We start from the raw sequence: 24,688 nt of genomic DNA on the forward strand, positions 1-24,688 counted from the left end.
CGTAGGATCTCAAAGCGGCACCGTCAGCGCCACCTTCACCCGGTCCATGGCGACGAAGGTGCGGAATTTTTTCACGTTGGTGTTGCCGAAGAAGAGCCGCCGCGTCAGCGCCTCGTAATCGGCCATGGTGGCGACGACGATGACCAGGATGAAATCCGCCTCGCCGGTGACGTAGTAGCATTGCTGCACCTCCGGCGCGGCCGAAAACTCCGCCTTTGCCGCGTCGATCAATTCGGCCGTCTCGCTGATCACCTCTACCTCGACAAAGATCGTGATCGGCCGGCCGACCTTGGCCGGATCGACGATGGCGCAATTGGCCGCGATGACACCCGCCTCCTCCATGCGCTTGATCCGCCGCTGCACCGCCGGCGCTGAGAGATTGACCGCCTCGCCGATTGTGCGCTGCGGCGTCGCATTGTTTCGCTGCAGGATCTTCAGGATCGCCAGGTCGAAGGAATCGAGGGCAATTTCGCGGCTCGGTTTTGCCAAGGGGCTCCTCACGAAACAAACTTGCAACCTGCATCTTCAAATACAGCGCAATTTTCGTCGGATATGCAATATATCTTCGCCAGCTTTTGAACGAGGTCGGCCATGTTTCTCCTCAACACCCTTCCCAGCCACAACGCGCCGCTCGCCCCGGTCGACGCCGAAACCCTCGGCGAAAGCGCGGCGGAAACGGTCGAACGCTTCCTCGCGCACCGCGCCAATCACGCCGAAACGCCGCTGCATTCCCTGCCGGCGCAGGCCGCCGCGCTTGGCGTCGGCGCCGTCCACATCAAGGATGAGGGCCATCGTCTCGGTCTCGGCAGCTTCAAGGCGCTCGGTGGCGCCTATGCGGTGATCAGGCTGGTGCTGGAAGAGGCGGAACGGCGCCTCGGGCGGGTGGTCGAGATTGCCGAACTGCATTCGCCGGATGTGAAGGCGGTGGCTGCGACGATGACCTTCGCCTGCGCGACCGACGGCAATCACGGCCGCTCGGTGGCGCAGGGAGCCGAACTCGTTGGCGCGAAGGCGGTGATTTTCGTACATGGCGGCGTCAGCGAGGCCCGCGTGGAGGCGATCTCCCGCTTCGGCGCCGAGATGGTACGCGTCGACGGCACCTACGACGATACCGTTGCCGAAGCGGCGCGGATCGCGACCGAAAACCACTGGACGATCGTCTCAGACACGTCCTGGGTGGGATACGAGCGCATTCCCGGCTTGGTGATGCAGGGCTATACGGCAATGGTCCGCGAGGCGCTGCGTCGCCTGCCGGAACCGCCGACGCATGTCTTCGTGCAGGCTGGCGTTGGTGGCGTCGCCGCAGCCGTCAGCGGTCATCTCGCGCTGACATTCGGCGACCGGCGGCCGATCTTCACCGTCGTCGACCCCGTGCGCGCCGCCTGCATCTTCGAGACGGCGCGTGCCGGGCATCCCGTGAAGATCGCCTATGGCGAGCCGACGGTGATGGCCATGCTCGAATGCTATGATCCCTCGCTTGTCGCCTGGCGGGTGCTCAAGCACGTCGCGGACGTCTTCATGACCGTCGACGAGCAGGACGCGATTGCCGCGATGAACCGGCTGGCGCGCCCCTCCGGCAACGATCCAGCGATTGTCGCGGGAGAAAGCGGCGGCGCGGGACTGGCGGGGCTTGTGCGGGCGGCGACCACCCCCGCCATCCGGGCAGCGGTCGGTCTCGATGAAACGTCGCGCGTCCTGCTTTTCAACACAGAGGGCGCCACCGACCCGGAGCGTTATGCCGAGCTTGTCGGCATGGCCCCGGCGGAGGTCATCGGTCGCCGGCAGGCACAGGGAGCGACAGCATGAGCGCCGTTTCAATCAATGCGGACCGGCTGCTCAGCCGTATCCACGCCCTCGGCGAAGTCGGCCGCGACGGCGACGGCAGGCTGACGCGGCTCGCAGGCTCGGACGCAGACAAGGCCGGTCGGGATCAGCTTGTCCGGTGGCTCCGCGAGGCGGACCTGGAGATCGCCGTCGATCGCATCGGCAATATCTTCGGCGTGTGGCGCGAGGCCGGCAACGCCGAGAAGGCGCCCGTTCTCATCGGCTCGCATATCGATACCGTCATCGACGCCGGCATTTACGACGGCTGCTACGGGGTGCTATCCGGCCTGGAGGCGATCCAGACGCTGAGGGAGGCCGGCGCCGCCCTCGGCCGCCCGATTGCCATCGCTGCCTTTACCAATGAGGAAGGCGTGCGCTATGCCCCCGACATGATGGGGTCGCTGGTCTATGCCGGCGGGCTTTCCCTCGACGAGGCGCTTGCGACGGTTGGCACCGACGGCAGCATACTTGGCGAGGAATTGCGCCGCATCGGCTATGCCGGCGCGGATGGGCCGGGCTTTTCGAAGCCGCATGCCTATGTCGAGCTCCATGTCGAACAAGGCCCGGTCCTGGAGCGCGAAGGCGTGCCGATCGGAGCCGTCGAGAACCTGCAGGGCATTTCCTGGCAGAGGATTACGATCGAGGGCGTCGCCAACCACGCCGGCACGACACCGATGTCGATGCGGCGCGATGCCGGCTACGCGGCCGCCCGCGTGATCGGCTTCCTGCACGACCGCGCAACGGCGTCCAATACGCCGACCGTCGCCACCGTCGGCTGTATCGCCTTCGAGCCGAACGCCATCAATGTGATCCCAGCGCGCGCCACCTTCACGGTCGATCTGCGCGATCCCGACGCGGAGCGGCTGAAAGCGGAGGAAGCCGCGCTCGCCGCCTATCTGCAAGACTTGGCGACGGCCGAGAACATGACGATTTCGACCGAGCGCCTGGCGCGGTTTGAGCCGGTGACCTTCGACGCAAGGATTGTCGGGATCATCGAGGAGGCAGCCCGCGGGCGCGGCCTCGCCTCGAAACGGATGACCTCCGGCGCCGGCCATGACGCGCAGATGATCGCGCGGATTGCACCAGCGGCAATGATTTTCGTGCCGAGCGTTGGCGGCATTAGCCACAACCCGCGCGAATATACGGCCGACACCGATCTCGTCGCCGGAGCCAATGTCCTGCTCGATGTCATCCAACGCCTAGCCGCTGAAGGAAAGATCCGATGACCGATCTCGCGATGCTCGAACGGGAAATGACGGGATGGCGGCGCGATCTTCACGCCCATCCGGAGTTCGGTTTCGAGGAGAAGCGGACCTCCGCCTTCGTCGCAGCGAAGCTCAGGGAGTTCGGGCTTGATGTCGCCGAGGGCATCGGCGGCACCGGCGTCGTCGGCACGCTCCGTCGCGGCAGCGGCAACCGCGCCATTGCGCTTCGCGCCGACATGGACGCGCTGCGCATTCCGGAACAGGGAACGGCTGAGTATCGTTCGCAAAACCCGGGCGTTATGCATGCCTGCGGGCACGACGGCCACACGACAATGCTGCTGGGCGCTGCAAAGCTGCTCGCCGAACACGGTGGCTTCGACGGTACCGTGCGCTTCATTTTTCAGCCAGCAGAGGAATGGGGCAAGGGCGCGCTCGCCATGCTTGACGATGGTCTGATGGAGCGATTTCCGTTCGAGGAAATCTACGGGCTGCACAACATGCCGGGGCTTCCGGTTGGCCATTTCGAGACGCGTGCCGGCGCCATGATGTCGGCTGAAGACAACTTTGAAATCGTTCTCAAGGGCGTCGGCGGCCATGCCGCGCGTCCGCATGCCGGCAACGAGGTGCTGGTTGCCGCCTGCGCCCTCGTCACGAACCTGCAGACGATCGTCTCGCGCCGCTTAAGTCCCGCAGATATCGGCGTCGTCTCGGTCACGGAGTTCATCACCGACGGGACACGCAACGCCCTGCCAGGCCTTGCCCGCGTTCTTGGCGATGCCCGGAGTTTCCGGCCGGAAGTCAGTTCCGAGATCGAGAAGCAGATGCGCGTGATCGCGGAAGGCACGGCGCTGACCTACAACGTCTCCGCCGAGGTGACTTATACGCGCGAATTCGTGCCCCTTCTCAACGATGCCGCCCTGGTCGACGAAGCCTTCGCCGCCGCAAGAACCGTGTTCGAACCGCATCATATCGCCACGGCCCGCGAGCCGATGACCGGCTCGGAGGATTTCGCCCGCTTCCTCGAACACGTTCCCGGCTGCTTCGTCTTCCTCGGAAACGGCAAGGACTCCGCGCCGCTGCACAATCCGACCTACGATTTCAACGATGCCGGGCTGATCCATGGGTGCCGTTTCCATGCCGCGATCGTCAAGCGGCGTCTGCCGGCGAAATAGAACCGGCTATTTCGACAAGCGCCGTGGCTGCTGCGACCGCGACTGCTAGCCCTAATTCTCCGGCAGCCCCGCCTTCTTCATGCCTTCCGCCATCGTCTCGCGGAACCGGCTGACGTCGCGCAGCGAAGGAAGCGCGATGTATTTGGCGATCGTGTAGTCGGGCTGAATGGCGAGAAACCGCTCGGCCGCCCAATGGGCGGTCTTCATGTCGTCGTTCATGGCGGCCCAGGCCGCCAACTGACGATAGGCCCAGGTCACGTTCGTATGGCGCGTGACCACGTCCCGGGCGATCGCGACCGCCTCGGAAAACCGGCCGGCGAGCGCGTGGGCAGCCCCGAGCCCCATGCGCATGTTGAACAGGAAGGGATCGAGCGGGCTCAGCCGTATCGCCCGCTCGAACCGCTCCTGCGCCTCGGCAGCCTCGTCCCGGTAGACGCCGACCCAGCCGAACCGGGTCCAGGCCCAGGCATTGTTCGGATCGAGTGCGAGCGCGCTCTCGATCAGCGCTGCCGCCCTTTGCTGATCGCCAGAAAGGCTGACCGCTGCCCCGCAGGCGGTCAGCGCCGTCGGGTCGTCCTCGATAAGGCCTGATGCCCGATCGACGGCATCAAGCGTCGCCTGCAACTCGGCAGCCTGGTTCGGCGACCAGAGATAGGTGATGTTCAGCGCGTGGCACCAGGCAAGCAGCGCATGTGCGCGGCCATATTTCGGGTCGAGTTTGAGCGCTTCCTCGAGCGTCTTCATCGCCTCCGCGATTGCTACGGCATTCTGGCCCCAGAGCTTTGGGAAGGCACGCATCACCAGGTCGTACGCCCTGAGATTCGCGGGCGGCTTGCGCGTCGCGGATTCAATCTCCGCGTGGCGCACGGCCGGATGGATGGCTCCGGCGACCTGGGCGGCGATGCGGTCCTGGAACTCGAACAGATCCGCGCTCACCCCCTCGTAACGATCCGACCACAATTGCTTGCGCGACTCCGCGTCGACCAGTTGCACGGAGATGCGCAGACGGTCGCCACCGCGCCGAACCGTGCCCTCCACCACGTAGGTCACACCGAGCTCGGCCCCGACCTCGCGCACATCGATGAAGCGGCCCTTGTAGGTGAAGGCCGATTGGCGGGCGATCACGAAGAAATCCCGAACGCGCGACAGCGCCGCCGTGATCTCCTCGACGACGCCATCGACGAAATAGTCGTCCTCTTCGCTGCTCAGATTATCGAACGGCATGACGACGACGGAGGGCTGCTCCCTTTCGCGGGGCACCGCAACCGGCGTGTCACTTTTCACAGCGGCGGATGACTCCGGCGGCGGCGCTTCCGGGGGCGTCTCGATCAGCGCCCGTGTCGTCGCTTCCGGCTCGACGCCGAGTTCGCGCCCTAGCGCTTCGCGGCAGAGGAGATATTGCCGCATGGCGGCATTGGCTTGTCCGCGATGCTGATAGATCCGGATCATGGCGCGGTGCGCTTCCTCGGCGGCGGGTTCGGAGGCCAGCAGCCGTTCCGCCAGGCGCTCGCAGACCTGCTCGCCCGCCACGTCGCCGCCAGCGTTCAGCTCACGGCTCAACCGATCAACGAGCTGCAACGCCTTCTGCCGGTAGTTGCCACGGTCCGGTTGGAACCATTGTTCGAGCTCGTCGGGAATCGAGGTCTCGGAGAGGAGATCGCCGCGGTAAAGCTCGGCCGCGGCCGCAAGGCTACGGACCCCGCCCTGCTCGATCAGGTGATCGAAGACCCAAAGGTCGGCCTCGCCGGAGGCGGCGGCGAGCCTGACCGTCTCGAGGTCGGACTCGATCTCGATCGCAGTACTGTTGCCGGCCGGGAAAGCGCGCCGGATGTCGACGAGCGCTTGGCGCAGGCTATTGCGCGCCTGAGCCTCGCCACGTCCCGGCCAGAAGCCATCGGCCAGCAGGGCGCGTCGCACGCCGCGACGGCCCGCCAGGACCAGGGCGGCAAAGACGAGCGCGGTCTTGCGCGTCGTGAACCGAACCGGTTGATCCGACGACGAAAAGACGGAGAGCTCCCCGAGCAACCGAATGCGCATGCGCTGGCTCCACTTGAGAAAAATACGAGCCACGTTAGCATTGATTACGCTCGATTTAACGCAGATTTAGCGCTTGTCCCCTTCGGCCTCACCCGCATTTCACAGCCGCCTGAACAGCGGTAAAACGCGGCCATGGCAAGTCCCTTCATCAGTTCGAAGATGGAGGCCGAAATGGCTACCGCAGAATACCACTCCGGATACGCAGGCCACACCGGAGATTTCGTCCACGCTCTCGCAGAACGGTTCGCAAGCGTTGGGGCCGCCTTTGCCAAGCGGCATCGGCATGCGCAAACACTGAGAGCGCTCGAAAGCCTCAGCCGCGACGAGCTCAAAGACATCGGCTATCCGGTAGACGCGCTAGAAGCGAAGCCCGTGATCGAGATCAAGGCGGGCGTGATGACCACCCTGTTGTCCATGCGGTGAGTTTGGCGCGGGTTAATGCATGTCGCCCAAAGGTGTGAAACGTTTTCGGGACAATGACATGCATAAAAGCAATGACCTAAGCGCGTCGCACGCGTCCGGTTGAACGCGACGCGCTTCAGGCCCTACGCCGCTTGAGCGACATAGGAGGCCAGCAATCCGCCCCAGCCAGAATCGAGCATGCCGCGCACATCCTGCGCCTTGGCGCCGTAATTGGCGAGTTCGCGATGTTCGAGGACGACTGTCGTTTCATTCTCGCTTTTCGCTTCGAACAGAACTTCCACTTCGGTGTGGAGGGCGGGATCAAAGTCGAAATCGGCGTTGAGCTGCCAGGCGAAGAGGATGCGGTTCGGCCGGTCGCAGGCAATCACGCGGCCCCAGTCCCGCTCCTCGCCGGCATTGCCGATCTCATACCACCGGCCACCGGCAACCGCCTCGACCACCACCGTCTTCTGGCCGGATTCGGTCAGGCTATGGTCCTTGATCCACCAGCTTCCCATGCCATTGACGAAGATTTCAAAGGCCTTTTCCGCTGATGCGCGGACGGTGACGGACTTGCGGATCGGAGCCGGCTCGATCGTGTGCATGATGCTTTCCTCCCATTGCATCTTTGATTTGACAGATGTCTTCAGGAATCGTCCGCTGTCTCGACCGCGGCCTTGAAGGCGGCAAGCTGTTCGGTCCAGAAGCGGTCGAGCCACGCCCGGAGCGGTCCTAGCCCCTCCGGATCGATCGAATAGATCCGGCGCGCACCCGAACGCTCGTCACGTACAAGCTGTGCTTCCTTCAGAACTTTCAGGTGCTGCGAAATCGCCGGCTGCGACACCGGCATCACCCGCGCCAGCTCCGCGACCGACTGCCGCTGTCCCGCAACACGCTCGAAAATCGCACGCCGGGTCGGGTCGGCAAGGGCCGCGAACAATCTATTTTCATAAGTCATGGCTTATTATAAGCTGCGACTTATGTCTGTCAATCTGGAGAATCGAAGCGACAGTCCCGGAAAAACGAAGCGCCGCGCATCCGATCGAACACGCGGCGCCCCGAACGACGCTTCCATGAGTTGAATGGGTCTATTGCATCTGCAGTTCGGCAAAGGCGGCACGCACATGATCAGCGACCGCCAGCACCGGAGCCGGCGCATCCTCGATGACCTTGAGCCCGATGTCGTAGTGGCCGAGATCCGGCAGACCGTCGTGTTCGCCAAGTTGGACCATCTCGCCTCGCACGAGATAGCGCGGCAGCGGCGCAATGGCGAGGCCGGCAAGCACAGCCGCCCGCTGACCGGTGGTGTAGGCGCTCAGGAACGCAACGCGGAACTTGCGCCCAGCCCGGGAAAGCTTCTCGACCGCATCGGCACGCCAGACGCAGCCATCTTCCCACATCGAAACCGGTAGCGGATCGCGCAGATGCGCATTGCCGCATTTCGCGCCCGCCCAGACGAGCTTTTCCTGCATCAGGATTTCCGTGTCCTTCGGCACATCGTCCGTCAGGCTGTTGAAGATGGCGATGTCCAGCCGGTGCTCGTCCACGCGCTTGCGCATGGCGTTGCTCATGCCGATCGAGACGTCGACGGTAACGTTCGGGTAGGATTCGGCAAAGCGCTTCAACACGTCAGGCAGGATCCGCTCGCCGACGTCCTCCGGCGCACCGACCCTGACCACACCGTTCATGTCGGGCAGAAGGAAGCGCGACACCGTTTCATTGTTGAGCGACAGGAGCCGGCGGGCAAAGCCGAGCAGCAGTTCCCCCTTCGGCGTCAGCGACACCGAGCGCGCATCACGCAGAAAAAGCGTACAGCCGAGTAGTTCCTCCAGCTTCTTGATCTGCATCGAGACGGCCGACGGCGTGCGGTAGACCGTCTCCGCCGCGGTGGTGAAGTTGCCGGTTTCGGCGATCGCGACAAAGGTCTTCAGCACATCCATTTCAAGCAGCGGAAGCGCATGGCGCAACATCATGTTCATGGCGGCATCCTCATTCAGAAAATCTGAAAGATAACATGATTTCATTTCGTTTGATTGAACATCAAGCGTGAGCGATAGTCAAGCTGCAAGGAAGATCCAGAGCAGGAAGAACGAAGCGGAGCGGTGTTCCCCGCATCCGCCGAAACTTCAGAGGAACGGATCCCGTTCACGCTCCCGGATTGGCAGCGCGATCTCGAACAGGAGGAAGCTCATGTCCGCGTTGACACTGGTGACTACGCCTTACGACAACGCCACATACATGAAGGCCGACGGGCAGATGGCCGCCGCCACCGTCAAACCAGAAACGGTCGTTCGGCTTCAACCGGAAACCACGGCGCTTGCCTCGGGCGATGAGGACATGGTCCTCGCCATCCTGTCGCGCGCCCGGTCCTTCATCGACCGGATCGCCACAAGGCGGCGCGCCAACAACATCGCCAGGAATCGGGTGGAAACCCGCCGTGAATTGGCGAGACTTCCAGCGAGGGTCAGAAATGACCTGTTACTCGCGGAACAACAGCCGGCGCCGCTTTCGGATAGTGTTGTTGCGTGAGGCGGCAACCGATCACCATGTTTGATGGAAAACATCAAACATATTCGTTTGAATGATGAATTGGGTTGCGCCATATCTACCATCATGGTCGCGACCTTTTGAGAAGCTCAGAAGGAACCAGAAATGTCTACGAACCAGTTTTCATCGTCATCGAGCCACGGGCTGTCCGCCCTGCCCGGCCTCTTCAACCTGCGCGCCCGCGCCTGGGCCGCCTGGAAGCGGCACCGCAATGAAGTCGTTCTGGAAAGCCTGTCCTACGACACGCTGAAGGATATCGGCTTCCCGTCCGCGGACGACGAGGTGCACGAGTCCCATAAGGCGGAACAATGACCGACGACACCAAATCTCCCCCCGCCCGATGTCGGGCAAGACTTGACCTCTAAAGGGCATTCCCTAAACGGAATGCCCTTTTTCTTTGCGCGGGTCGCAAACGATCTTCAGTCATGCAGACGGGCAACGATCTCCGGCGACAGTTCTCTGATCAGTTTTCTCCGGATGGCCGCCGCAAAATCGGCATCCGGATGATGCCGCGTGATCGCGTCGCTCAGACGGCCGGGCCGAACTCCACCCGGTTGCGGCCACCTTCCTTGGCCCGGTAGAGGGCGATGTCAGCCTGCTTCAGAGCCACGGCGAGGTCGACGATGCCGTGATGCCAGTGCCCGCCGACGCTGGTGGTGATCGTGATTTGCCTGCCGTCGACCTCGACGCCGGCTCCCTGGACTTTCTGGCGTATGCGCTCAGCCAGAAGCCTCGCGTTGCCGAGTTCCGTGTTGGGCAGGAATACGACGAACTCCTCGCCGCCTATTCTGGCAACGACATCGCCTTGCCGCACCGTCTCGTTCAGCAGGCGGCCGACGGATTGCAGCACGATGTCGCCGACATCGTGGCCATTGGCGTCGTTGACATCTTTGAAATGGTCGAGATCGACCACCAGCAGGGCCGAACCAGTGCGGTTACGCTCCTGCACCTGGCGTTCGTACCGCTCCTGGAAGCTGCGCCGGTTCAGAAGGCCGGTCAGCGGATCGGTCTTCGCTTCGTTGCTGAGCCTCGACTCGCGCGCCGCATGCCGCCGTTCCCTTTCGATGAAGCTGCCGAGAACGACCGCGCCCAGAAGATTGAAGCCAATGCTGAAGAGGCCGATCTCCGACAGAAGTTTCATGCGCACATCCGCGGGCAGCAGCACTATCCCGAGCAGACTCAAGGAGATCATCGCGCCGAGCGCAAGGAAGCTTACGAGGGTGCTGTTTAAGCGCGACCGCACCGATTGCTCCCACGCAGCTCCCATCAGATACGCAATCATCATCGATGCCAGCCCCGCCGGAATCCCGACGCCGCCGGCTTGGACGCGAACGATCGCCGCTGTGACCAGGGTTGCCGAAGCGCCGAGCGGTCCAAAGAAGGCGCAAGCGCAGCCGATGATGAGGTTGCGTGCGTCGACCAACACGCCGGAGCCGATATGGATCGGCTGGAGAACCGCGATCGCCGCAGCACCGCCGAACAGCACGCCCATGACGGCCTTGCGGAGTGCATCGGTCATGCGCCGGCGCAGCAACGAGCCGTAGAAAATGGCCAGCAACGCCATCACACCCAGACTGTTGAGAAAATGCATCGTACCGTTCACAAGCGTCTTCCCTAGCACGGGATGAGGAAAAGTGTGTCCGGTTTTCCGCCCGTATCACGCGCTACTTATTAGAATCGATCACGTTTATGATTAGGTCGATCGGACCTAAAATCATCGTGATCTAGAGCGACTTGGTACGTTCGATAAACTAACGGATGCTTGCGTTCCAGATGCAACTTCCTGCGACTTCCCGCCACAGCTTGGCACAACCCGCGGTCGCGCAGGACAGGTGGCCGCCGCGGCCTGCCGCCAACCAGGCCCGACGGCGGGCCGATGTCACGCTGCCTGGCGTTCGACTTCGACCGTCACATGGGAAAGTTCGTGCAGGTGCGCGAGCTTGTCGCGGTAGAGCGACGGGCTTTGCGGGTTCTTCGTCACCAGCGAGACGATGGCGCCGTGATGGCCGGGCCCAAGTTGCCAGACGTGAAGGTCGATGATGCGGTCGCCGTCCTTCTCGATCGCGGCGCGGATCTCCTCCGGCAGGTCCTCGCCGGCCGGAATGTAGTCGAGAAGAACGCTGCCGGCATCTCGGATCAGGCCGGCGGACCAGCGGGCAATCACCAGGGCGCCGACAACACCCATCAACGGGTCGAGCCAGATCCAGCCATAGACACTTCCCGCCGTCAGCGCGACGATCGCCAGGACCGAGGTCAGCGCATCCGCGAGCACATGCAGATAGGCGGCGCGCAGATTGTTGTCACGAGCGTGGACGGCCGCGTCGTGCCCATGATGATGATCGTGGTGGTGGTGGTGGTGGTGGTGGTGGTGGTCGTGACCGTGATGGTGATGCCCGTGATCGTCGGCGAGCAGCCAGGCGCTGGCGAGATTGACGGCAAGGCCGAGCACGGCGACGGAAATCGCCTGCGGAAAACTGATTGCAACCGGGTTCAGCAGGCGGAGAAGGCTTTCCCAGCCGATCAACAGCGCGATCAGCGCCAGCACGATCGCGCTCGCAAAGCCGGCGAGATCGCCGAGTTTGCCGGTGCCGAAGGTGAAACGGCGGTTGCGGGCGTTACGTCGGGCATAGAGATAGGCGAGCGCCGCAATCAGCATGGCGGCGGCATGGGTGGACATATGCCAACCGTCGGCGACGAGCGCCATGGAGCCGTAATAGGTGCCCGCCGCGATTTCCGCCACCATCATCGCTGCCGTCAGCGCAATGACGAACCAGGTGCGGCGCTCGTTGCGCTGGTGATTGTCGCCGAGAAAGACATGATCATGCCCGGTCGAGCCGGAAGCGTAGGTCTTGCTCATTTCAGGTATCTCCTGACGACTTCTATCAGTTCGTCGGCGCCCTGCATGCGGGCGCGCTGTTCCTGCACCAGGTCGCCGCCCGTCCCCGGGGCGGCAACATGCTCGCGAATATGATCCTCGATCAATTCGACAGTGAGGCCCTGGACGGCGCCGCGCACGGAGGCCACCAGATTGAGAACTTCTCCACAGGGCCGTTCGCCCTCGAGCGCACGTTCGATCGCCTCCATCTGTCCCTTGAGGCGACGGACGCGGGCGAGCAGCTTGGCTTGGTTGCGTATCGTATGCATAGCATAGGGGAGTACCCTATATCTGCCCGACAATCAAGCGGCTCCACTTACCTCCGGAAGCCCGAAGGTCCGCGGCGCAACTTTGTAGCCCCATGAGCCTTGTCAGATACCGACACCGCCGACACCTCCTTTGTTGAGGTCGCAATCGGCAACACCACAACCAAGAGACGTAGACGCAAACGCTACTCATCCAGAACGGCTTTTGCCAGATTGCGCCACACGCTCCGGCCATTCTGTCGCTTTTTCACAAACTTGCCGGAAAGCCGCCCGAAATCGCCGGATTGCTGCCATGTCGCAATAAGAAATACCTTTCCAGTCGCGGCTTTCCATGTCAGTGTCGCAAATTGACAAGCCGATAGCCCCATTCCACGCGACGAATACGGACAGCGTAGAGCCTGGGAGGACTCATGAACAAACCGTTGACCAAAAAGCGTTCGCTCGTTTTCTTTCTGGTGCCGAACTTTTCCATGCTGCCCTTCTCGGCGGCGATCGAAACGCTCCGCATCGCCAACCGGATGCTCGGTTACGAGGCCTATACCTGGCGCCTCGCCTCGACCGATGGTCAGAAGGTCTTTTCCTCCGCCGGCATCGCGCTCGAGGTCAACACCTCGCTTGCCGACGAGCGCAAGTTCCTCGCCGGAGAAAACCGTCCCTCCATGGTACTCGTCTGTTCGGGCGTATATGTAGAGGACTTCCAGAACAAGTCGGTCAATGCCTGGCTGCGTGAGGTCTATAACCGTGGCATCGCCGTTGGCAGCCTCTGTACCGGCGCCCATGTACTGGCATCAGCCGGGCTCTTGACTGGCAAGCGCTGCGCCATCCATTGGGAGAACCTGCCGGGCTTTTCCGAAAGCTTTCCGCAGGCCGAGGTCTATGCCGACCTCTACGAGATCGACAGCAACATCTATACATGCGCCGGCGGCACCGCCTCGCTGGACATGATGCTGAACCTGATCGACCAGGATTTCGGCGAAAACCTCGTCAACCGGGTCTGCGAGCAGGCGCTGACCGACCGGGTGCGCGGGCCGCACGACCGCCAGCGCCTACCGCTCCGGGCCCGCCTCGGCGTGCAGAATTCGAAGGTCCTGTCGATCATCGAACTCATGGAAAGCAACCTCGCCGAGCCACTGTCGCTCTTGGAGATCGCCGAGAACGCCGATCTTTCGCGTCGCCAGATCGAACGGCTTTTCCGCCAGGAAATGGGTCGCTCGCCGGCGCGCTACTATCTGGAGATCCGGCTCGACCGCGCCCGTCACCTCCTGATCCAATCGTCGATGCCGGTGGTGGAAGTGGCCGTCGCCTGTGGCTTCGTCTCGGCCTCGCACTTCTCCAAGTGTTATCGCGAACTCTACAACCGCTCGCCCCAGCAGGAGCGCGCCGAGCGCAAGCTGACGCTGCAGATGGCGCGGTAAATCTGCGACACTATCCCCTAAATCTCGCAGGCGGCGATCTCTTTTAGATAAGGAGGTCGCCGTAATCTATTGAACGACCGCGTTATTTCGCTCGTTGCGGCGAACGGCTGCAAAAGCAGAGATCCATTAAGATTATTTTAATCCGCCACTTCTCCTGCCGGCTGACCCCGTCTATGCTCGTATGACGCGAAAGGCGTTCGCCGATCGCTTCTGATTCCAGATCCCACGAGGAATGCATGTCCGGCCATATTTTGTCTGCGGGGTTCGCCGCAGGAGTGCTGTTTTTGTGCGCCAGCGGAGCGCGGGCCGGCGACCTCGCAGGTGAAAACACCAGCAACTGGTCCGGCTGCTATGTCGGCGCCCATGCGGGTTACGCCCGCGCGGAGGCAGAGGCGACGGATTCGCCCTTTGCGCAAGGCCCCTTCGCCGGAACGGGCACCTCCTGGAACAGCCTCAGCGGCCCATACGAAGTGATCGAAAGCGACGACCAAGGCGCGATCGGCGGCGTCGAGGCCGGATGCGACCGGCAGGTGGACGTCGACGGCCTGTCGCTGGTGTTCGGTGGCGCGATCGATTTCAGCATGATGGATCTCAGCGCCGGCGGCACATCAAAGATCGTCGAGGACACGCGGACGAGCTTCGATACCGATTGGGCCGCCACCGCGCGCCTGCGCGCCGGCATCGCCGCAGAGGATCTACTCTTCTACGTGACCGGCGGTCTGGCGGTGGCCGATATCGACGTGCGCGCCTTCGACAACCAGACGTTCCCGACGATCGGGCTCATGGATGTCTCCAGCAGCGGGGTCAAGGCGGGCTGGGTAGCGGGCGCCGGCGCGGAATGGCAGCTCGCTCCGAACTGGTCCGCTTCTCTCGAGTATCTTCACTACGATTTCGACGATGTCACCGCGACCGGCGCAGCGGCCGACCCGGTCGGCGCGTTCCCGCGCTTCGAAAACGACCTCGATTTCGACGTCGTGCGCGTCGGTATCCGGTGGCGGCTTTAATTTTTTTTCGGTGACGGAAGGGGCCGTCAGCGATTCCTGGGGCGGGAGACGCGAAGGCGAAGGCATTCGCAAAATATATACAGAAACAAAAAATCTTATTGAAACAAGTTATTACAGTGATTTTTTCGCGCGCTTCGTAGATCGGCACTGTAGATCGACAATCAGCCTGTGGGTCCACCCGGAGCATCGAAGGTCCGGGCTCAACCGTCATCCACAGCCGACATTCATTTGGCACCGCTGTCACTGGGCAGATCGGTGGACCATCGCAGGAGTGCAAACATGGTGCAGACATTGGTCGACTTTTCCGCCGGGCAGATCACCGACGGATCGGCAGGCGGGGCCGATAATACCCTTAGCGCCGGCGGGCTGGTTTTCACGATTACGGCTCAGGGCAACTGGAGCGCCAATTTCGACAACGGCCGGTTCAACTTCACCGAGGACCCGGCCTTTGGCGATGAGCAGTTCACAATCACTGTGACCAGCACAACAGGCGCAAAGCTCGACTTTTACGACTACCAGATCAGCGTGAATTCTGATCCGCTCGTCGGCAACGGCGGCATCTGGCCGCCCTCATTGGACGTCGACGGGACAACGTGGTCCGACGATAGTTTACATGGCGACGGTATCGGACCTTACTACTACCGGGCGATTTTCGCCGGCAACGTTCCTGCGGTCAGCCCCGCACCGTCCCTCACCATCGAAGATGTCATCATTCCGGACACCCCTCCGACAGGCACGATGACGTTCTGGCTCGATAACATTACAGTCGAGTTCGCCAACCAGCGCCCGGTCGCAACGACCTCAATCGGCACATCTTCCTTCACGGAAGGCAACAATACGGTGTCGACGCCGATTGCCGTGGATAGCGGCATAACTGTCAGCGACGGCGACAATAGCACCCTTGCCTCGGCCACCGTCTCCATCACGGGCAACTTCCAATCCGGCCAGGATGTCCTCTCCTTCATCAATTCAAGCGCGGCGACCTTCGGCAACATCGCGGGGTCCTTCAACGCCGTGACCGGCGTCATGACGCTGACCTCCGCCGGCGGCTTGGCCACGCTGGCGCAGTGGCAGTCCGCGTTACGGGCGGTGACCTACACCAACACATCGGAAAGCCCAAACACAGCGACGCGAACCGTCTCCTTCATTGTCAACGACGGCAGCGACAGCAGCACCGTCGTAACCAAGACCGTGAACGTCAACGCCGTCGATGACGCGCCCGTTGTGAGCACGTCAGGCGGCAGCACGGCGTTTACCGAGGGCAATAACACCACGTCGACACCGGTCGCGATCGATGCCGGATTGACGATCACCGACGCCGACAACGCAACCCTGACATCGGCCACGGTCACCATCACCGGCAATTTCCACGGCGGCGAGGATATTCTCACCTTCACCAATTCGAGTTCGGCGATCTTCGGCAACATAACGGCGTCCTATAACAGCAACACCGGCGTGCTTATGCTGACGTCCGGCGGCGGCTCGGCCACCTTGGCGCAATGGCAGGCGGCACTGCGCGCCGTCACCTACGCCAACAGTTCCGACACACCTGACATGTCAAACCGGACGGTTGCCTTTACGACGAACGACGGAAGCCTGAACAGTTCCACGGTCACCAAGACTGTGACGGTTGCCTCGACCAACGACGCTCCGGTCGTGACGACATCCGGCGGGAGCAGCGCGTTCACCGAAGGCGGTTCGACAGTCGCGATCGACGGCGGCGTCACGCTCTCCGACGCCGACAACACCACCCTCGCCTCCGCCACGGTGGCCATTACAGGCAATTTCCAGTCCAGCCAGGATGTTCTCGCCTTCGCGAATGACGGCAGCACGATGGGCAACATCACGGCGTCCTACAATTCCGTAACCGGCGTCCTGACGCTGACCTCCGCCGGCGGAATCGCGACGCTGGCCGAGTGGCAGGCCGCGCTGCGCTCTGTCACCTATGCGAACACGTCCGAAGCACCCGATGCTGCGACCCGCACAATCAGCTTCGTGACCAACGACGGCAGCTCGAGCGGCACGGCCGGCACCAAGACCGTCACTGTGACGGCGGTCAACGACGCGCCGGTCAACCACGTACCGGGACAACAGGTGATCGACGCGGATTCGACGCTTGTCTTCAGCACCGGTAATGGCAATGGGGTCACGGTGTCCGACGTCGACACCGGCAGCGGCACCGTGCAGGTAACGCTGACGGCAAGCCACGGCTTGATCTCGCTTTCCGCCACCACGGGGCTGAGTTTTGTCGTTGGCGATGGCCTTGGCGATGCCGTGATGACCTTCACGGGAACTGTTGCTGACGTCAACGCAGCGCTGACCGGCATGGTGTTCCAGCCGACGGCAGGCTACTCCGGCCCAGCCTCGCTGCAGATCATTACGAACGATCTGGGCCTCGCCGGATCCGGCGGTGCACAAACCGATACAGACACGATTGCCATCAATGTCGGGCTGACGGAAGTGATCAGCGTCGGTGTTGCCAATGCCAACGGCGCTTACCGCACGGGCGACACGATCTCCGTTACGGTCACCTTCGACAGCACCGTTACGGTCGACACGACCAACGGGACTCCGACGCTTCTGCTCGAAACCGGCGCCATTGATCGCAACGCCGCCTATGTGTCCGGCTCTGGCTCGAACACGCTCACCTTCAGTTACACGGTGCAAGCCGGCGATCAAAGCGCTGATCTCGACTATGCCTCGATCGCTGCGCTGGTGCTCAACAGTGCGACCATCAAGGATGCAAACGGCAACGATGTGGTGCTGACATTGCCGACGGTCGGCGGTGCAGACTCGATCGCCGGACAGAAAGACATCGTCATTGACGGTGTGGCCCCCTCGGTGACAAGCGTCGCCGTCCCGCCGAGCGGCACTTATTTGAACGGCGACAATCTCGCCTTCACGGTCAATTTCCAGGATGCGGTCCTGGTCGGCACGGCCGGCGGCACCCCGCGCATCGCCGTCACGCTCGACACCGGCGGCACGGTCTATGCCAATTATGCCGGCGGCAGCGGCACTAATGCGCTGGTCTTCCAGGTGACGGTGGTCGACGACCAGCGGGACACAAACGGCATCACTCTCGGGTCAACGGTTCTTCTCAACGGCGGCACGATCCGCGACATCGCCGGAAACAACGCGGTGCTGACGCTGAACAACGTCGCATCGACCGCATCGGTGCTTGTCGACGGCATCGTCAACGACGCCCCGCTCCTCACCGGCGACCTGAGGGCAACCGTCACCGAAGGCGGCAGCTACACGCTTGTTGCGGCGGACCTCGGCTTTACCGACCCCGACGACTCTGCTGCGGATGTCACCTTCAGCGTCTCTAGCGTCGCCAATGGCACCGTGCTCGTCAACGGCGTCGCGGCAACGCGCTTCACCGGCACACAGCTTGCAGCGGGCGTCGTCAGCTTCCGCCACAACGGCTCGGACACGACCTCGGCTTCCTTCAAGGTCTTCGTGGAGGATGGCAACGAGGATCTGTCCGCGCCTGTTCCCGGCACATTCAACTTCACCGTCAGCGCCGTCAACGACGCGCCGACGCTGACGCTGACACAGCGTCTCTTCACGCTTGCGGAAAACGCCTCAACCACGACAGAGCGGAAAGTGGCCGATCTTCTCGTCTCGGATGATGGGCTCGGCAGCAATGTCGTCACGCTCGCCGGCGCCGATTCCTCGCTCTTTGCCGTTCATGACAACGCACTATGGCTGAAGGCCGGAGCACGGCTCGATTTCGAGACCAACCCCTTCCTCGATGTGAGCGTGTTGGTCGATGACAAGACAATCGCGACCGGCGCCGAGGCGACGAAAACGGTGCGGGTCTCCCTCACCGATGCAGTCGAGCGCTACATCGGCAGTTCCGGCGCCAACACGTTGACGGGCACGTCGGCCGCCAGCGAATATTTCGACGGCGGCGCCGGCAATGACACGATCAACGGCGGAGCGGGCAAGGACACGATCGTCGGTGGACTCGGCGCCGACCGGCTGACCGGCGGCGCTGGTAACGACACCTTCATCTTCAACCTGATCGACGACTCTGCGAAGGGCTACTCCGGCTACGTCAACAACGTCGCCTATGGTCCGGCCTCGGGCGCCGGCTATCGCGATATCATCACCGACTTCGGCAATGGCGACGATGTGATCAGCCTCACTGCAATCGATGCCAATACCGGGCTTGCCGGCAACCAGGCCTTCACCTGGCGCGGTACCGGCGAGTTCACGCGCAAGGCCGGAGAGCTCATATACAAGACCTTCGATGTCACCGGCACCGCCAACGACAAGACAATCGTCTACGGTGACGTCACCGGCGACGGCCGCGCCGACTTTCAGATCGAGCTTTCCGGGATCAAGGTGCTCGTTGCGGGCGACTTCCTTCTTTGACATCCTTGGGGCGGGCTTGCCCGCCCCAATCACGGTGACAGTCTGCATAGTGAAGTGAAACACGTACGCAACATCGCCCTCACGCGACGAGCTTAAGACGCCAGTACATCCAAAAGCGTCAGTTCCGACATCACCCGGTTCCGCCCGGCATGTTTGGCCATGTAGAGGAACTGGTCGGCCGCGTGCAGGTAGTTGTCGAAGGCTTCCTGGGCCTCGATGGTCGCCAGGCCGATCGAGATTGTGATCGTCAGTTCCTCGTCGTCTGCGACTATTTTCGACCTCTCCAGTTCAAGCCGCAGCCGCTCGCAGAAGTCATAGGCGCGGCGCGCGTCCAGCCCATTGAAGAGAATGCCGAATTCCTCACCCCCGAGGCGCGCCAGTAGATGCTCCTCTCCGACAATTGCTTTCAGTCGCCGCGCCACGTGTTTCAGCACGATGTCGCCGATCTCGTGACCATAGGTGTCGTTGAGGCGCTTGAAATGGTCGATGTCGAGAACGGCAATCGAGGTGCGCTCGCCGCGCCTCAGGCATTGCTCGACGAGCCGGGGACCCGTGAGGAAGAAGTGACGGCGGTTGTAGATGTTCGTCAGATAGTCGCTCGCCGCCAGGCGCCGCAGCGCCTGCAAGCGCTTCTGCATGGCGGCCGCCTGCCCTACCCGGGCGCTGAATTCCGCCTCGACGAATGGCTTGTGGATGAAATCCACCCCGCCCGCCTCCAGGAAACGTGCTGCCAGACGGGCGTCGCCGTGATCGGAGAGGCCGATCACCGGAGCGGCCTCCTCGCCCTGTCGGCTGCGGATTTCGGCGATCAGCCCTGCGCCGGTCATGTCGTTGAGGTCGGTATCCGTGACGATGAGATCGATTGCCTCGCCCGCATCGAGCAGTCGCAACGCCTCCCCAGCCACGGACGCCTCTACGACCGAGAAGCGCTGTCGGCGCAAAAGCTCGGCGAGATCGCAGCGCGACGCCTTGTTGGGATCGATGAGCAGCACCGTCGTTCGGCCGTCTGTCAGCGCCCGGTCGACGGCGGCGATCAGGCGCTCGATCGATTGCGGTTCGTGCTTGACGATGCAGCCCAGCACGTCCTTGCCCAGGATCTGCTCGCGCGTCCCGTCATTGAAAGCACCGGTAAACACGATCGCCGGTACGTTGCTGGCGAGCACGAAATCGAGCCCCTCGCAGTTCGGCGCGTCGGGCAGGTTGAGATCGACCACTGCCAGCGAGAATTCGTCGGACCCGGCGGCTAGCTCGGCCTTTACCGCTTCGAGTGTGCCGCAATGCGTTACCCGCGCGCCAAGCGTGCTTTCCAGGCCGTACTTCAACGCCGTCGCGAACATGCGCGTATCTTCGACGAGCAGCAACCGCTTGTCGCGATGCTTCAGCACGCTGTTCGCCTGCCCCGACGTGCGACGTAGCCTCACGGTCCCAGCAACCCCATCCCTACAGCACCGTTATCTCGCCCCCAAGACGCCGGATCACTGCAACCAATTGAATTCACGCATGTTTCCTGATTTTCCGCACTTAAGACGTCTCCGGCTCAAGCAATCATTCAGTGATTCATGCAGTGGCCGCAGGCGTGCTTCCCGAAGACGGCGCTGGCCAAAATCAATTGCCCCGGTATCCGCTCACCTGCCGAGTTGGTATTCGACAGTGTCCATCACCGGGCTTCCCCTTTTCTTATTTTAATGGATTGAAAGGCCTGCCGGTTGCGATTCCGTTAACAGAGCAACCTGCAGTCCCGAAATCCACAGCACGCGGCTCGCTGCTGCGAAACTCCAAGATCGGCATCAAGCCGGGATTTTCATCGCTCCGCTCAGCGTGCGGATCTTCGTCAGCGTGTCGAGGTTCTGGTTGACGCGGCAATAGAATTCCTCGTTGACGAAGGGACGCACGACAAAATCATTGCCGCCGGCCTTGAGGAATCGCGCGGAGAGCAGCCGGTTCGTAGAGGACGAGACGCCGATGATGCGCAACTGATGCGGGCCGTGAGCAGCCCGGATCCGGCGCGTCAGCTCGAAACCGTCGATGTCCGGCATGTTGTAGTCGGTGATGACAAGCGCGATGTCAGGATGGTTCTTCAGGATTTCGAGCGCAGCGGCACCGCTCTCGGCCGAGCTGGTGCGGAAATTGTAGCGTTTGAGCTGCGTCGTCAAAAGCGCTCGCGCCGTCGGGCTGTCGTCGACGATCAGCACGTGATGTTTTTGGTTGGTCAAGAAGCGGCAGACAGACTCCGCCAGCATGTCGACGGCGAAGACGCTGTCCTTGATGACGTAATCGACGATGTCCTTGGCCAGGATGGCCTCGCGCGTGCTCTCCTGGAATGAGCCGGTGAAGACGATCGTCGGCACGCTCATTTCGATCAGATAATTCAAAGCCTCGCCGTTTTCGGCACCGGGCAGGTTGATGTTCGAGATCGCCAGCGAAGCAGGAAAGGAGGCGTTCTCAACGGCGAACTGCAGATCCTCGTAGTCGCGGCAGACGATCACGTCGATGTCGAACAGCTCCTTCAGCCGCTTAGAAACCATCGATGCAAAGAGGTTTGAGTCCTCGGCAAGCACGATGCGGTGTTCGCCAAGGGATTCGCCGGAATAGTACATTCCGGAAACGCCGAAAAATGACATTGATCGCCTATGAGAAAGAGTGTCCCCGGGACGCATGCTAGGGGGAAAAGACTTTATTGCGTGTTAATGCCGATCGTTCGCCGTTCCCCTCTCCGAAAGCATAACTCGCCTCCACCTTCGTGACAGTGAGTACCACCGTAGCCATATGCATCAGAACGAATATATGAATTTTCTCATCTGCCACTCTGGATCAGGATAGGCTGCGGTCGTTCTCGAAGCCGTATGTGGAAAGTCGGAGAGAACAATGTCGTCAACCGGAGAGCAGCACCCGCAACTCAATCGGGCGAGACGTCACTTCCTCGGTCTGGCCGCCGCAACAGTCGCCAGAATTGCGGCAATGGGCACTCTCGCCGTGACGACTTTCTTTCCGTTTTCGACGGCCCGGGCCCAGACGGCAAAACCGGGAAAGGGACCGAAACCGGGGAACAATCCCGGTCAAGGCCCCAAATGTCTTCTCCGCGGCACTTCCATCCTGACCCCGACAGGCGAAGTCACGATCGAAGACCTTCGGATCGGCGATCTCGTGGAAACGGTGCGAGGCGAAACACGCACGATCAAATGGATCGGCCGCCATGTCTACAGGCGCAGCGGGCCCAGCTGGAACGATAGCGTCGTGCCGATCCGTATCTGTCGGCACGCCCTCGATGAGCACACGCCGCATCGGGACCTCTATCTCTCCGCTGGCCACGCCCTGCTCATCGATGGCGTCCTCATCAGGGTGCAGGATCTCATCAATGGAACGTCGATTGCACCCGCCCTTCCTGTGGCGCAGCGCGAGATCGAGTATTTCCATATCGCGCTCGATACGCATGAAGTGATCCTGGCAGAGGGCGCCCCGGTGGAAACTCTCCTTATCGAGGCCGGCATCCACGAGAGTTTCACCAATTTCGCCGAGTTCGCGCGGCTCTATCCCGACCCGCAGCCCCAGAAGCCCTTTGCGCCGACTGTCGGCTATGGCGGCCGGGCGCATCTGAAGGCGCTGCTGCGCCTTGCAGTCCGCCGCTTCGCTCGGGTGCGTGTGCCCATTGAAGAGGCCTATGAGAGAATTGCCGCGCGCGGCGAGCAGCTCGTCGGCTGATCGGACGCGCGGCAAGGTCATCGCCATCTAAGCGAACACTATGTCGTCCGCCGAGAGGTCCGACAGCGAAACGTTGTCGAGGAAGAGCCCGAAGCTGCTCGACCCGTTGAAGGCGATGTAGAGCCCGTCTCCGGTCTCGGTCGCCGCCGCAACGAGGTCGGCGAAGCTGTCGATCCCCGTGGCCGTGGATGCGTGGCCGATGAACCGCAGCACGTCGCCGCCGTCGGCGTCGAAGTCGGTGATGTGGTCGATTCCGTCGCGGGAGAGCGTATCGGACGACCACAGAAATGCATCGGCACCAGCACCGCCCGTCATCACGTCGTTGCCTTCACCGCCCCACAGGAGGTCGTTGCCCGCCCCGCCGTCGAGGCGGTCGTTGCCGTCGTTGCCCGTGAGGTCGTCGTTGCCTGCGAGCGTGCGTATCGCATCGTCGGCCGCGCCGCCTGCAACCTTGAATGTCTCGATGCCGCTGAAAATCAGCGTCGTGCCGAGCATGCCCGTCGCGGCATCAAAATTGGTCACGCCTGGGAGCGGGGCGGTGACGTGGAGCATGTCGTTTCCGGCGCCGCCATTGATGATACCGGAGGGAGCGCTCACCAGGATCAGATCATCGCCGGCACCGCCGTCGATGATCGTCTCGCCGTCGTTGAAACTCGTTCCCGCATCGTAGATCTCATCGTTGCCGGCACCGCCCATCAGCACATCATTGCCGCCGACGCTGATCAGGATATCGTCCCCGGCGCCGCCATAAAGGGCGTCATCACCGCCTCCCGACGACATGTAGTCCCTGCCGCTGCTGCCGAGCACGTAGTTGTCGCCCTCGCCCATGTGGGCGCTCAGTGAGGACAAATTTCCGGCGATCAGCGTATCGTTGCCACTGCCGAGATCCACGCTGGCGACCTCGATGCCGCTGATCAGCGTACCGGTCGAGGCAAACCCCTGCGCGAAATCGACGGTCACGTCCTCCGTCCTTCCTTCGTCGGACAGCGTAAGCGTATCCCGCCCGTTGCCGCCGTCGATCACCGCCGAGGAAAGCGTGGTGACGATGTTGTCGCTGTCGTCCCCGGCGAAGATGCGGTTTGCGCCACTCGTGTCGACAATGATGTCGCCGCCGCTACCCGTGTCGATCGTGTCGTCGCCGAACATGCTGGTGCCGTCGTCGAGGTCGGTGCCATAAGGACCGATAATGTCGTTTCCGGCGCCGGTCGAGAGAACGTCGTCGGAGGCGGCCCCGAAGATCCGGTCGTCGCCGCTTCCGGTGGTCAGCACGAGCCGCTCGATGCGGTTGAAGAAGATGTGTTCCCAATTCGACCTGTCGTCGTAGCCGATGATCCCATGACCGTGTTCGCCGCTAAACCTGACGGCGGTATTGACGTTGGAAAGATCGATCGCGAGCGTATCGAAGCCGACACCGCCGGTCACTGCGCCGCCGGTGCCAACCAGGGCGATCTGGTCGTCACCCTCGCCACCATCGAGGCGATCGTAGCCATCCCTGCTGGTCAGGCGATCATCTCCCGCGCCACCGTCGACCAGATCGTCACCATCACCCGCATCGATCTCATCGGCGCCGGTCAGGCCCCAGATTCGATCCTTCTCTTCAGTTCCCAGTAACGCGTCATTTTCGGCATTGCCCACGATGGTGGTCATGTTGCGCTCTCCCAGCCCAAATATAACCGCGAGAGCTCATTACCGTATTCTCAGTTGAAACGCTATACGGAATCGAGAAATACCATTGAAAAACAACAACATAATTACTTTACTTCAAATTTGTAATTAGTATCATGCAATATATACTTATCGAGCCGCCCCGGTATCGTCGCGCACGCAAGAGCACCGTGGACAGCAAGATTTCCGGAGCAGCG

21 protein-coding genes are annotated in these 24,688 nt (G+C 62.2%); 10 read left to right on the plus strand and 11 right to left on the minus strand.

Annotation, left to right across the window (positions count from 1 at the left end):
- Positions 1-9: 9 nt before the first annotated feature.
- Positions 10-489: an Lrp/AsnC family transcriptional regulator gene (locus QA637_RS08550; RefSeq protein ID WP_153437564.1), complete on the minus strand. Its 480-nt coding sequence runs from the start codon at positions 487-489 to the stop codon at positions 10-12.
- A 102-nt stretch (positions 490-591) separates the two neighbouring features.
- Here QA637_RS08550 and QA637_RS08555 point away from each other — a divergent pair, with 102 nt between their 5' ends.
- The 3 genes from QA637_RS08555 to QA637_RS08565 are packed head-to-tail and all read left to right on the plus strand — an operon-like array spanning position 592 to position 4,201.
- Positions 592-1,806, plus strand: coding sequence for a diaminopropionate ammonia-lyase (locus QA637_RS08555; protein ID WP_153437563.1), 1,215 nt, complete (start codon positions 592-594; stop codon positions 1,804-1,806).
- The gene (locus QA637_RS08560; RefSeq protein ID WP_153437562.1) at positions 1,803-3,050 is read left to right on the plus strand and encodes a Zn-dependent hydrolase; all 1,248 of its coding nucleotides are present in this window, start codon (positions 1,803-1,805) and stop codon (positions 3,048-3,050) included. Before QA637_RS08555 ends, QA637_RS08560 begins: the two co-directional genes overlap by 4 nt.
- Complete coding sequence (locus QA637_RS08565) at positions 3,047-4,201, plus strand: M20 aminoacylase family protein (RefSeq protein WP_283064735.1); 1,155 nt, start codon at positions 3,047-3,049, stop codon at positions 4,199-4,201. The genes QA637_RS08560 and QA637_RS08565 overlap by 4 nt, the downstream gene beginning before the upstream one ends.
- Positions 4,202-4,252: 51 nt before the next feature.
- Here QA637_RS08565 and QA637_RS08570 read toward each other — a convergent pair whose 3' ends face one another.
- Complete coding sequence (locus tag QA637_RS08570; protein WP_283064737.1) at positions 4,253-6,238, minus strand: BTAD domain-containing putative transcriptional regulator; 1,986 nt, start codon at positions 6,236-6,238, stop codon at positions 4,253-4,255.
- Between the two features lie 171 nt (positions 6,239-6,409).
- On the opposite strand from QA637_RS08570, the gene QA637_RS08575 reads away from it, so the two are divergent.
- Positions 6,410-6,661, plus strand: a complete 252-nt coding sequence (locus QA637_RS08575; RefSeq protein ID WP_167528170.1) for a YjiS-like domain-containing protein — start codon at positions 6,410-6,412, stop codon at positions 6,659-6,661.
- A gap of 122 nt (positions 6,662-6,783) precedes the next feature.
- On the opposite strand, the gene QA637_RS08580 is transcribed toward QA637_RS08575, so the two are convergent.
- From QA637_RS08580 to QA637_RS08590, 3 genes are all read right to left on the minus strand, one after another.
- Entirely contained in the window at positions 6,784-7,245 is a 462-nt protein-coding gene (locus tag QA637_RS08580; protein ID WP_153437558.1) for an SRPBCC family protein, read from the minus strand.
- A 41-nt stretch (positions 7,246-7,286) separates the two neighbouring features.
- Complete coding sequence (locus QA637_RS08585; RefSeq protein WP_153437557.1) at positions 7,287-7,598, minus strand: ArsR/SmtB family transcription factor; 312 nt, start codon at positions 7,596-7,598, stop codon at positions 7,287-7,289.
- A gap of 130 nt (positions 7,599-7,728) precedes the next feature.
- Positions 7,729-8,619, minus strand: a complete 891-nt coding sequence (locus QA637_RS08590; RefSeq protein WP_136506892.1) for a LysR substrate-binding domain-containing protein — start codon at positions 8,617-8,619, stop codon at positions 7,729-7,731.
- Between the two features lie 211 nt (positions 8,620-8,830).
- Here QA637_RS08590 and QA637_RS08595 point away from each other — a divergent pair, with 211 nt between their 5' ends.
- Both QA637_RS08595 and QA637_RS08600 read left to right on the plus strand, forming a co-directional pair.
- Positions 8,831-9,169 carry a hypothetical protein gene (locus tag QA637_RS08595; protein WP_153437556.1) on the plus strand — a complete coding sequence of 113 codons (339 nt, stop codon included), beginning with the start codon at positions 8,831-8,833 and terminating at the stop codon, positions 9,167-9,169.
- 123 nt (positions 9,170-9,292) lie between these two features.
- Positions 9,293-9,499 (plus strand): hypothetical protein, encoded by a 207-nt coding sequence (locus tag QA637_RS08600; RefSeq protein WP_153437555.1) that lies wholly within the window; start codon positions 9,293-9,295, stop codon positions 9,497-9,499.
- Positions 9,500-9,713: 214 nt separating this feature from the next.
- Here QA637_RS08600 and QA637_RS08605 read toward each other — a convergent pair whose 3' ends face one another.
- The 3 genes from QA637_RS08605 to QA637_RS08615 all read right to left on the minus strand — a co-directional run bounded on the left by QA637_RS08605 (position 9,714) and on the right by QA637_RS08615 (position 12,331).
- The gene (locus tag QA637_RS08605) at positions 9,714-10,790 is read right to left on the minus strand and encodes a diguanylate cyclase (protein WP_283064741.1); all 1,077 of its coding nucleotides are present in this window, start codon (positions 10,788-10,790) and stop codon (positions 9,714-9,716) included.
- A 276-nt stretch (positions 10,791-11,066) separates the two neighbouring features.
- Positions 11,067-12,044, minus strand: a complete 978-nt coding sequence (gene dmeF / locus QA637_RS08610) for a CDF family Co(II)/Ni(II) efflux transporter DmeF (protein ID WP_283064742.1) — start codon at positions 12,042-12,044, stop codon at positions 11,067-11,069.
- Positions 12,041-12,331, minus strand: a complete 291-nt coding sequence (locus tag QA637_RS08615) for a metal/formaldehyde-sensitive transcriptional repressor (protein WP_153437585.1) — start codon at positions 12,329-12,331, stop codon at positions 12,041-12,043. Before QA637_RS08615 ends, dmeF begins: the two co-directional genes overlap by 4 nt.
- Positions 12,332-12,738: 407 nt before the next feature.
- Here QA637_RS08615 and QA637_RS08620 point away from each other — a divergent pair, with 407 nt between their 5' ends.
- The 3 genes from QA637_RS08620 (at position 12,739) to QA637_RS08630 (ending at position 19,127) form a co-directional block, all read left to right on the plus strand.
- On the plus strand, positions 12,739-13,743 hold the full coding sequence (locus QA637_RS08620) for a GlxA family transcriptional regulator (RefSeq protein WP_153437552.1): 1,005 nt from the start codon (positions 12,739-12,741) through the stop codon (positions 13,741-13,743).
- 236 nt (positions 13,744-13,979) lie between these two features.
- Complete coding sequence (locus QA637_RS08625) at positions 13,980-14,747, plus strand: outer membrane protein (RefSeq protein WP_153437551.1); 768 nt, start codon at positions 13,980-13,982, stop codon at positions 14,745-14,747.
- Between the two features lie 279 nt (positions 14,748-15,026).
- Positions 15,027-19,127 carry a beta strand repeat-containing protein gene (locus QA637_RS08630; protein ID WP_283064744.1) on the plus strand — a complete coding sequence of 1,367 codons (4,101 nt, stop codon included), beginning with the start codon at positions 15,027-15,029 and terminating at the stop codon, positions 19,125-19,127.
- Positions 19,128-19,219: 92 nt separating this feature from the next.
- Here QA637_RS08630 and QA637_RS08635 read toward each other — a convergent pair whose 3' ends face one another.
- The gene (locus tag QA637_RS08635; RefSeq protein ID WP_283064745.1) at positions 19,220-20,512 is read right to left on the minus strand and encodes a GGDEF domain-containing response regulator; all 1,293 of its coding nucleotides are present in this window, start codon (positions 20,510-20,512) and stop codon (positions 19,220-19,222) included.
- 402 nt (positions 20,513-20,914) lie between these two features.
- On the minus strand, positions 20,915-21,748 hold the full coding sequence (locus tag QA637_RS08640; protein WP_153437549.1) for a response regulator: 834 nt from the start codon (positions 21,746-21,748) through the stop codon (positions 20,915-20,917).
- A gap of 244 nt (positions 21,749-21,992) precedes the next feature.
- Between QA637_RS08640 and QA637_RS08645 the strand changes: the two genes are divergently transcribed.
- Positions 21,993-22,826 (plus strand): Hint domain-containing protein, encoded by an 834-nt coding sequence (locus QA637_RS08645; protein WP_153437548.1) that lies wholly within the window; start codon positions 21,993-21,995, stop codon positions 22,824-22,826.
- A 27-nt stretch (positions 22,827-22,853) separates the two neighbouring features.
- On the opposite strand, the gene QA637_RS08650 is transcribed toward QA637_RS08645, so the two are convergent.
- Positions 22,854-24,473, minus strand: coding sequence for an SMc04171 family calcium-binding repeat protein (locus tag QA637_RS08650; RefSeq protein WP_153437547.1), 1,620 nt, complete (start codon positions 24,471-24,473; stop codon positions 22,854-22,856).
- Positions 24,474-24,688: the final 215 nt, after the last annotated feature.

Source organism: Sinorhizobium terangae, from assembly GCF_029714365.1.
GTDB classification, from domain to species: domain Bacteria; phylum Pseudomonadota; class Alphaproteobacteria; order Rhizobiales; family Rhizobiaceae; genus Sinorhizobium; species Sinorhizobium terangae.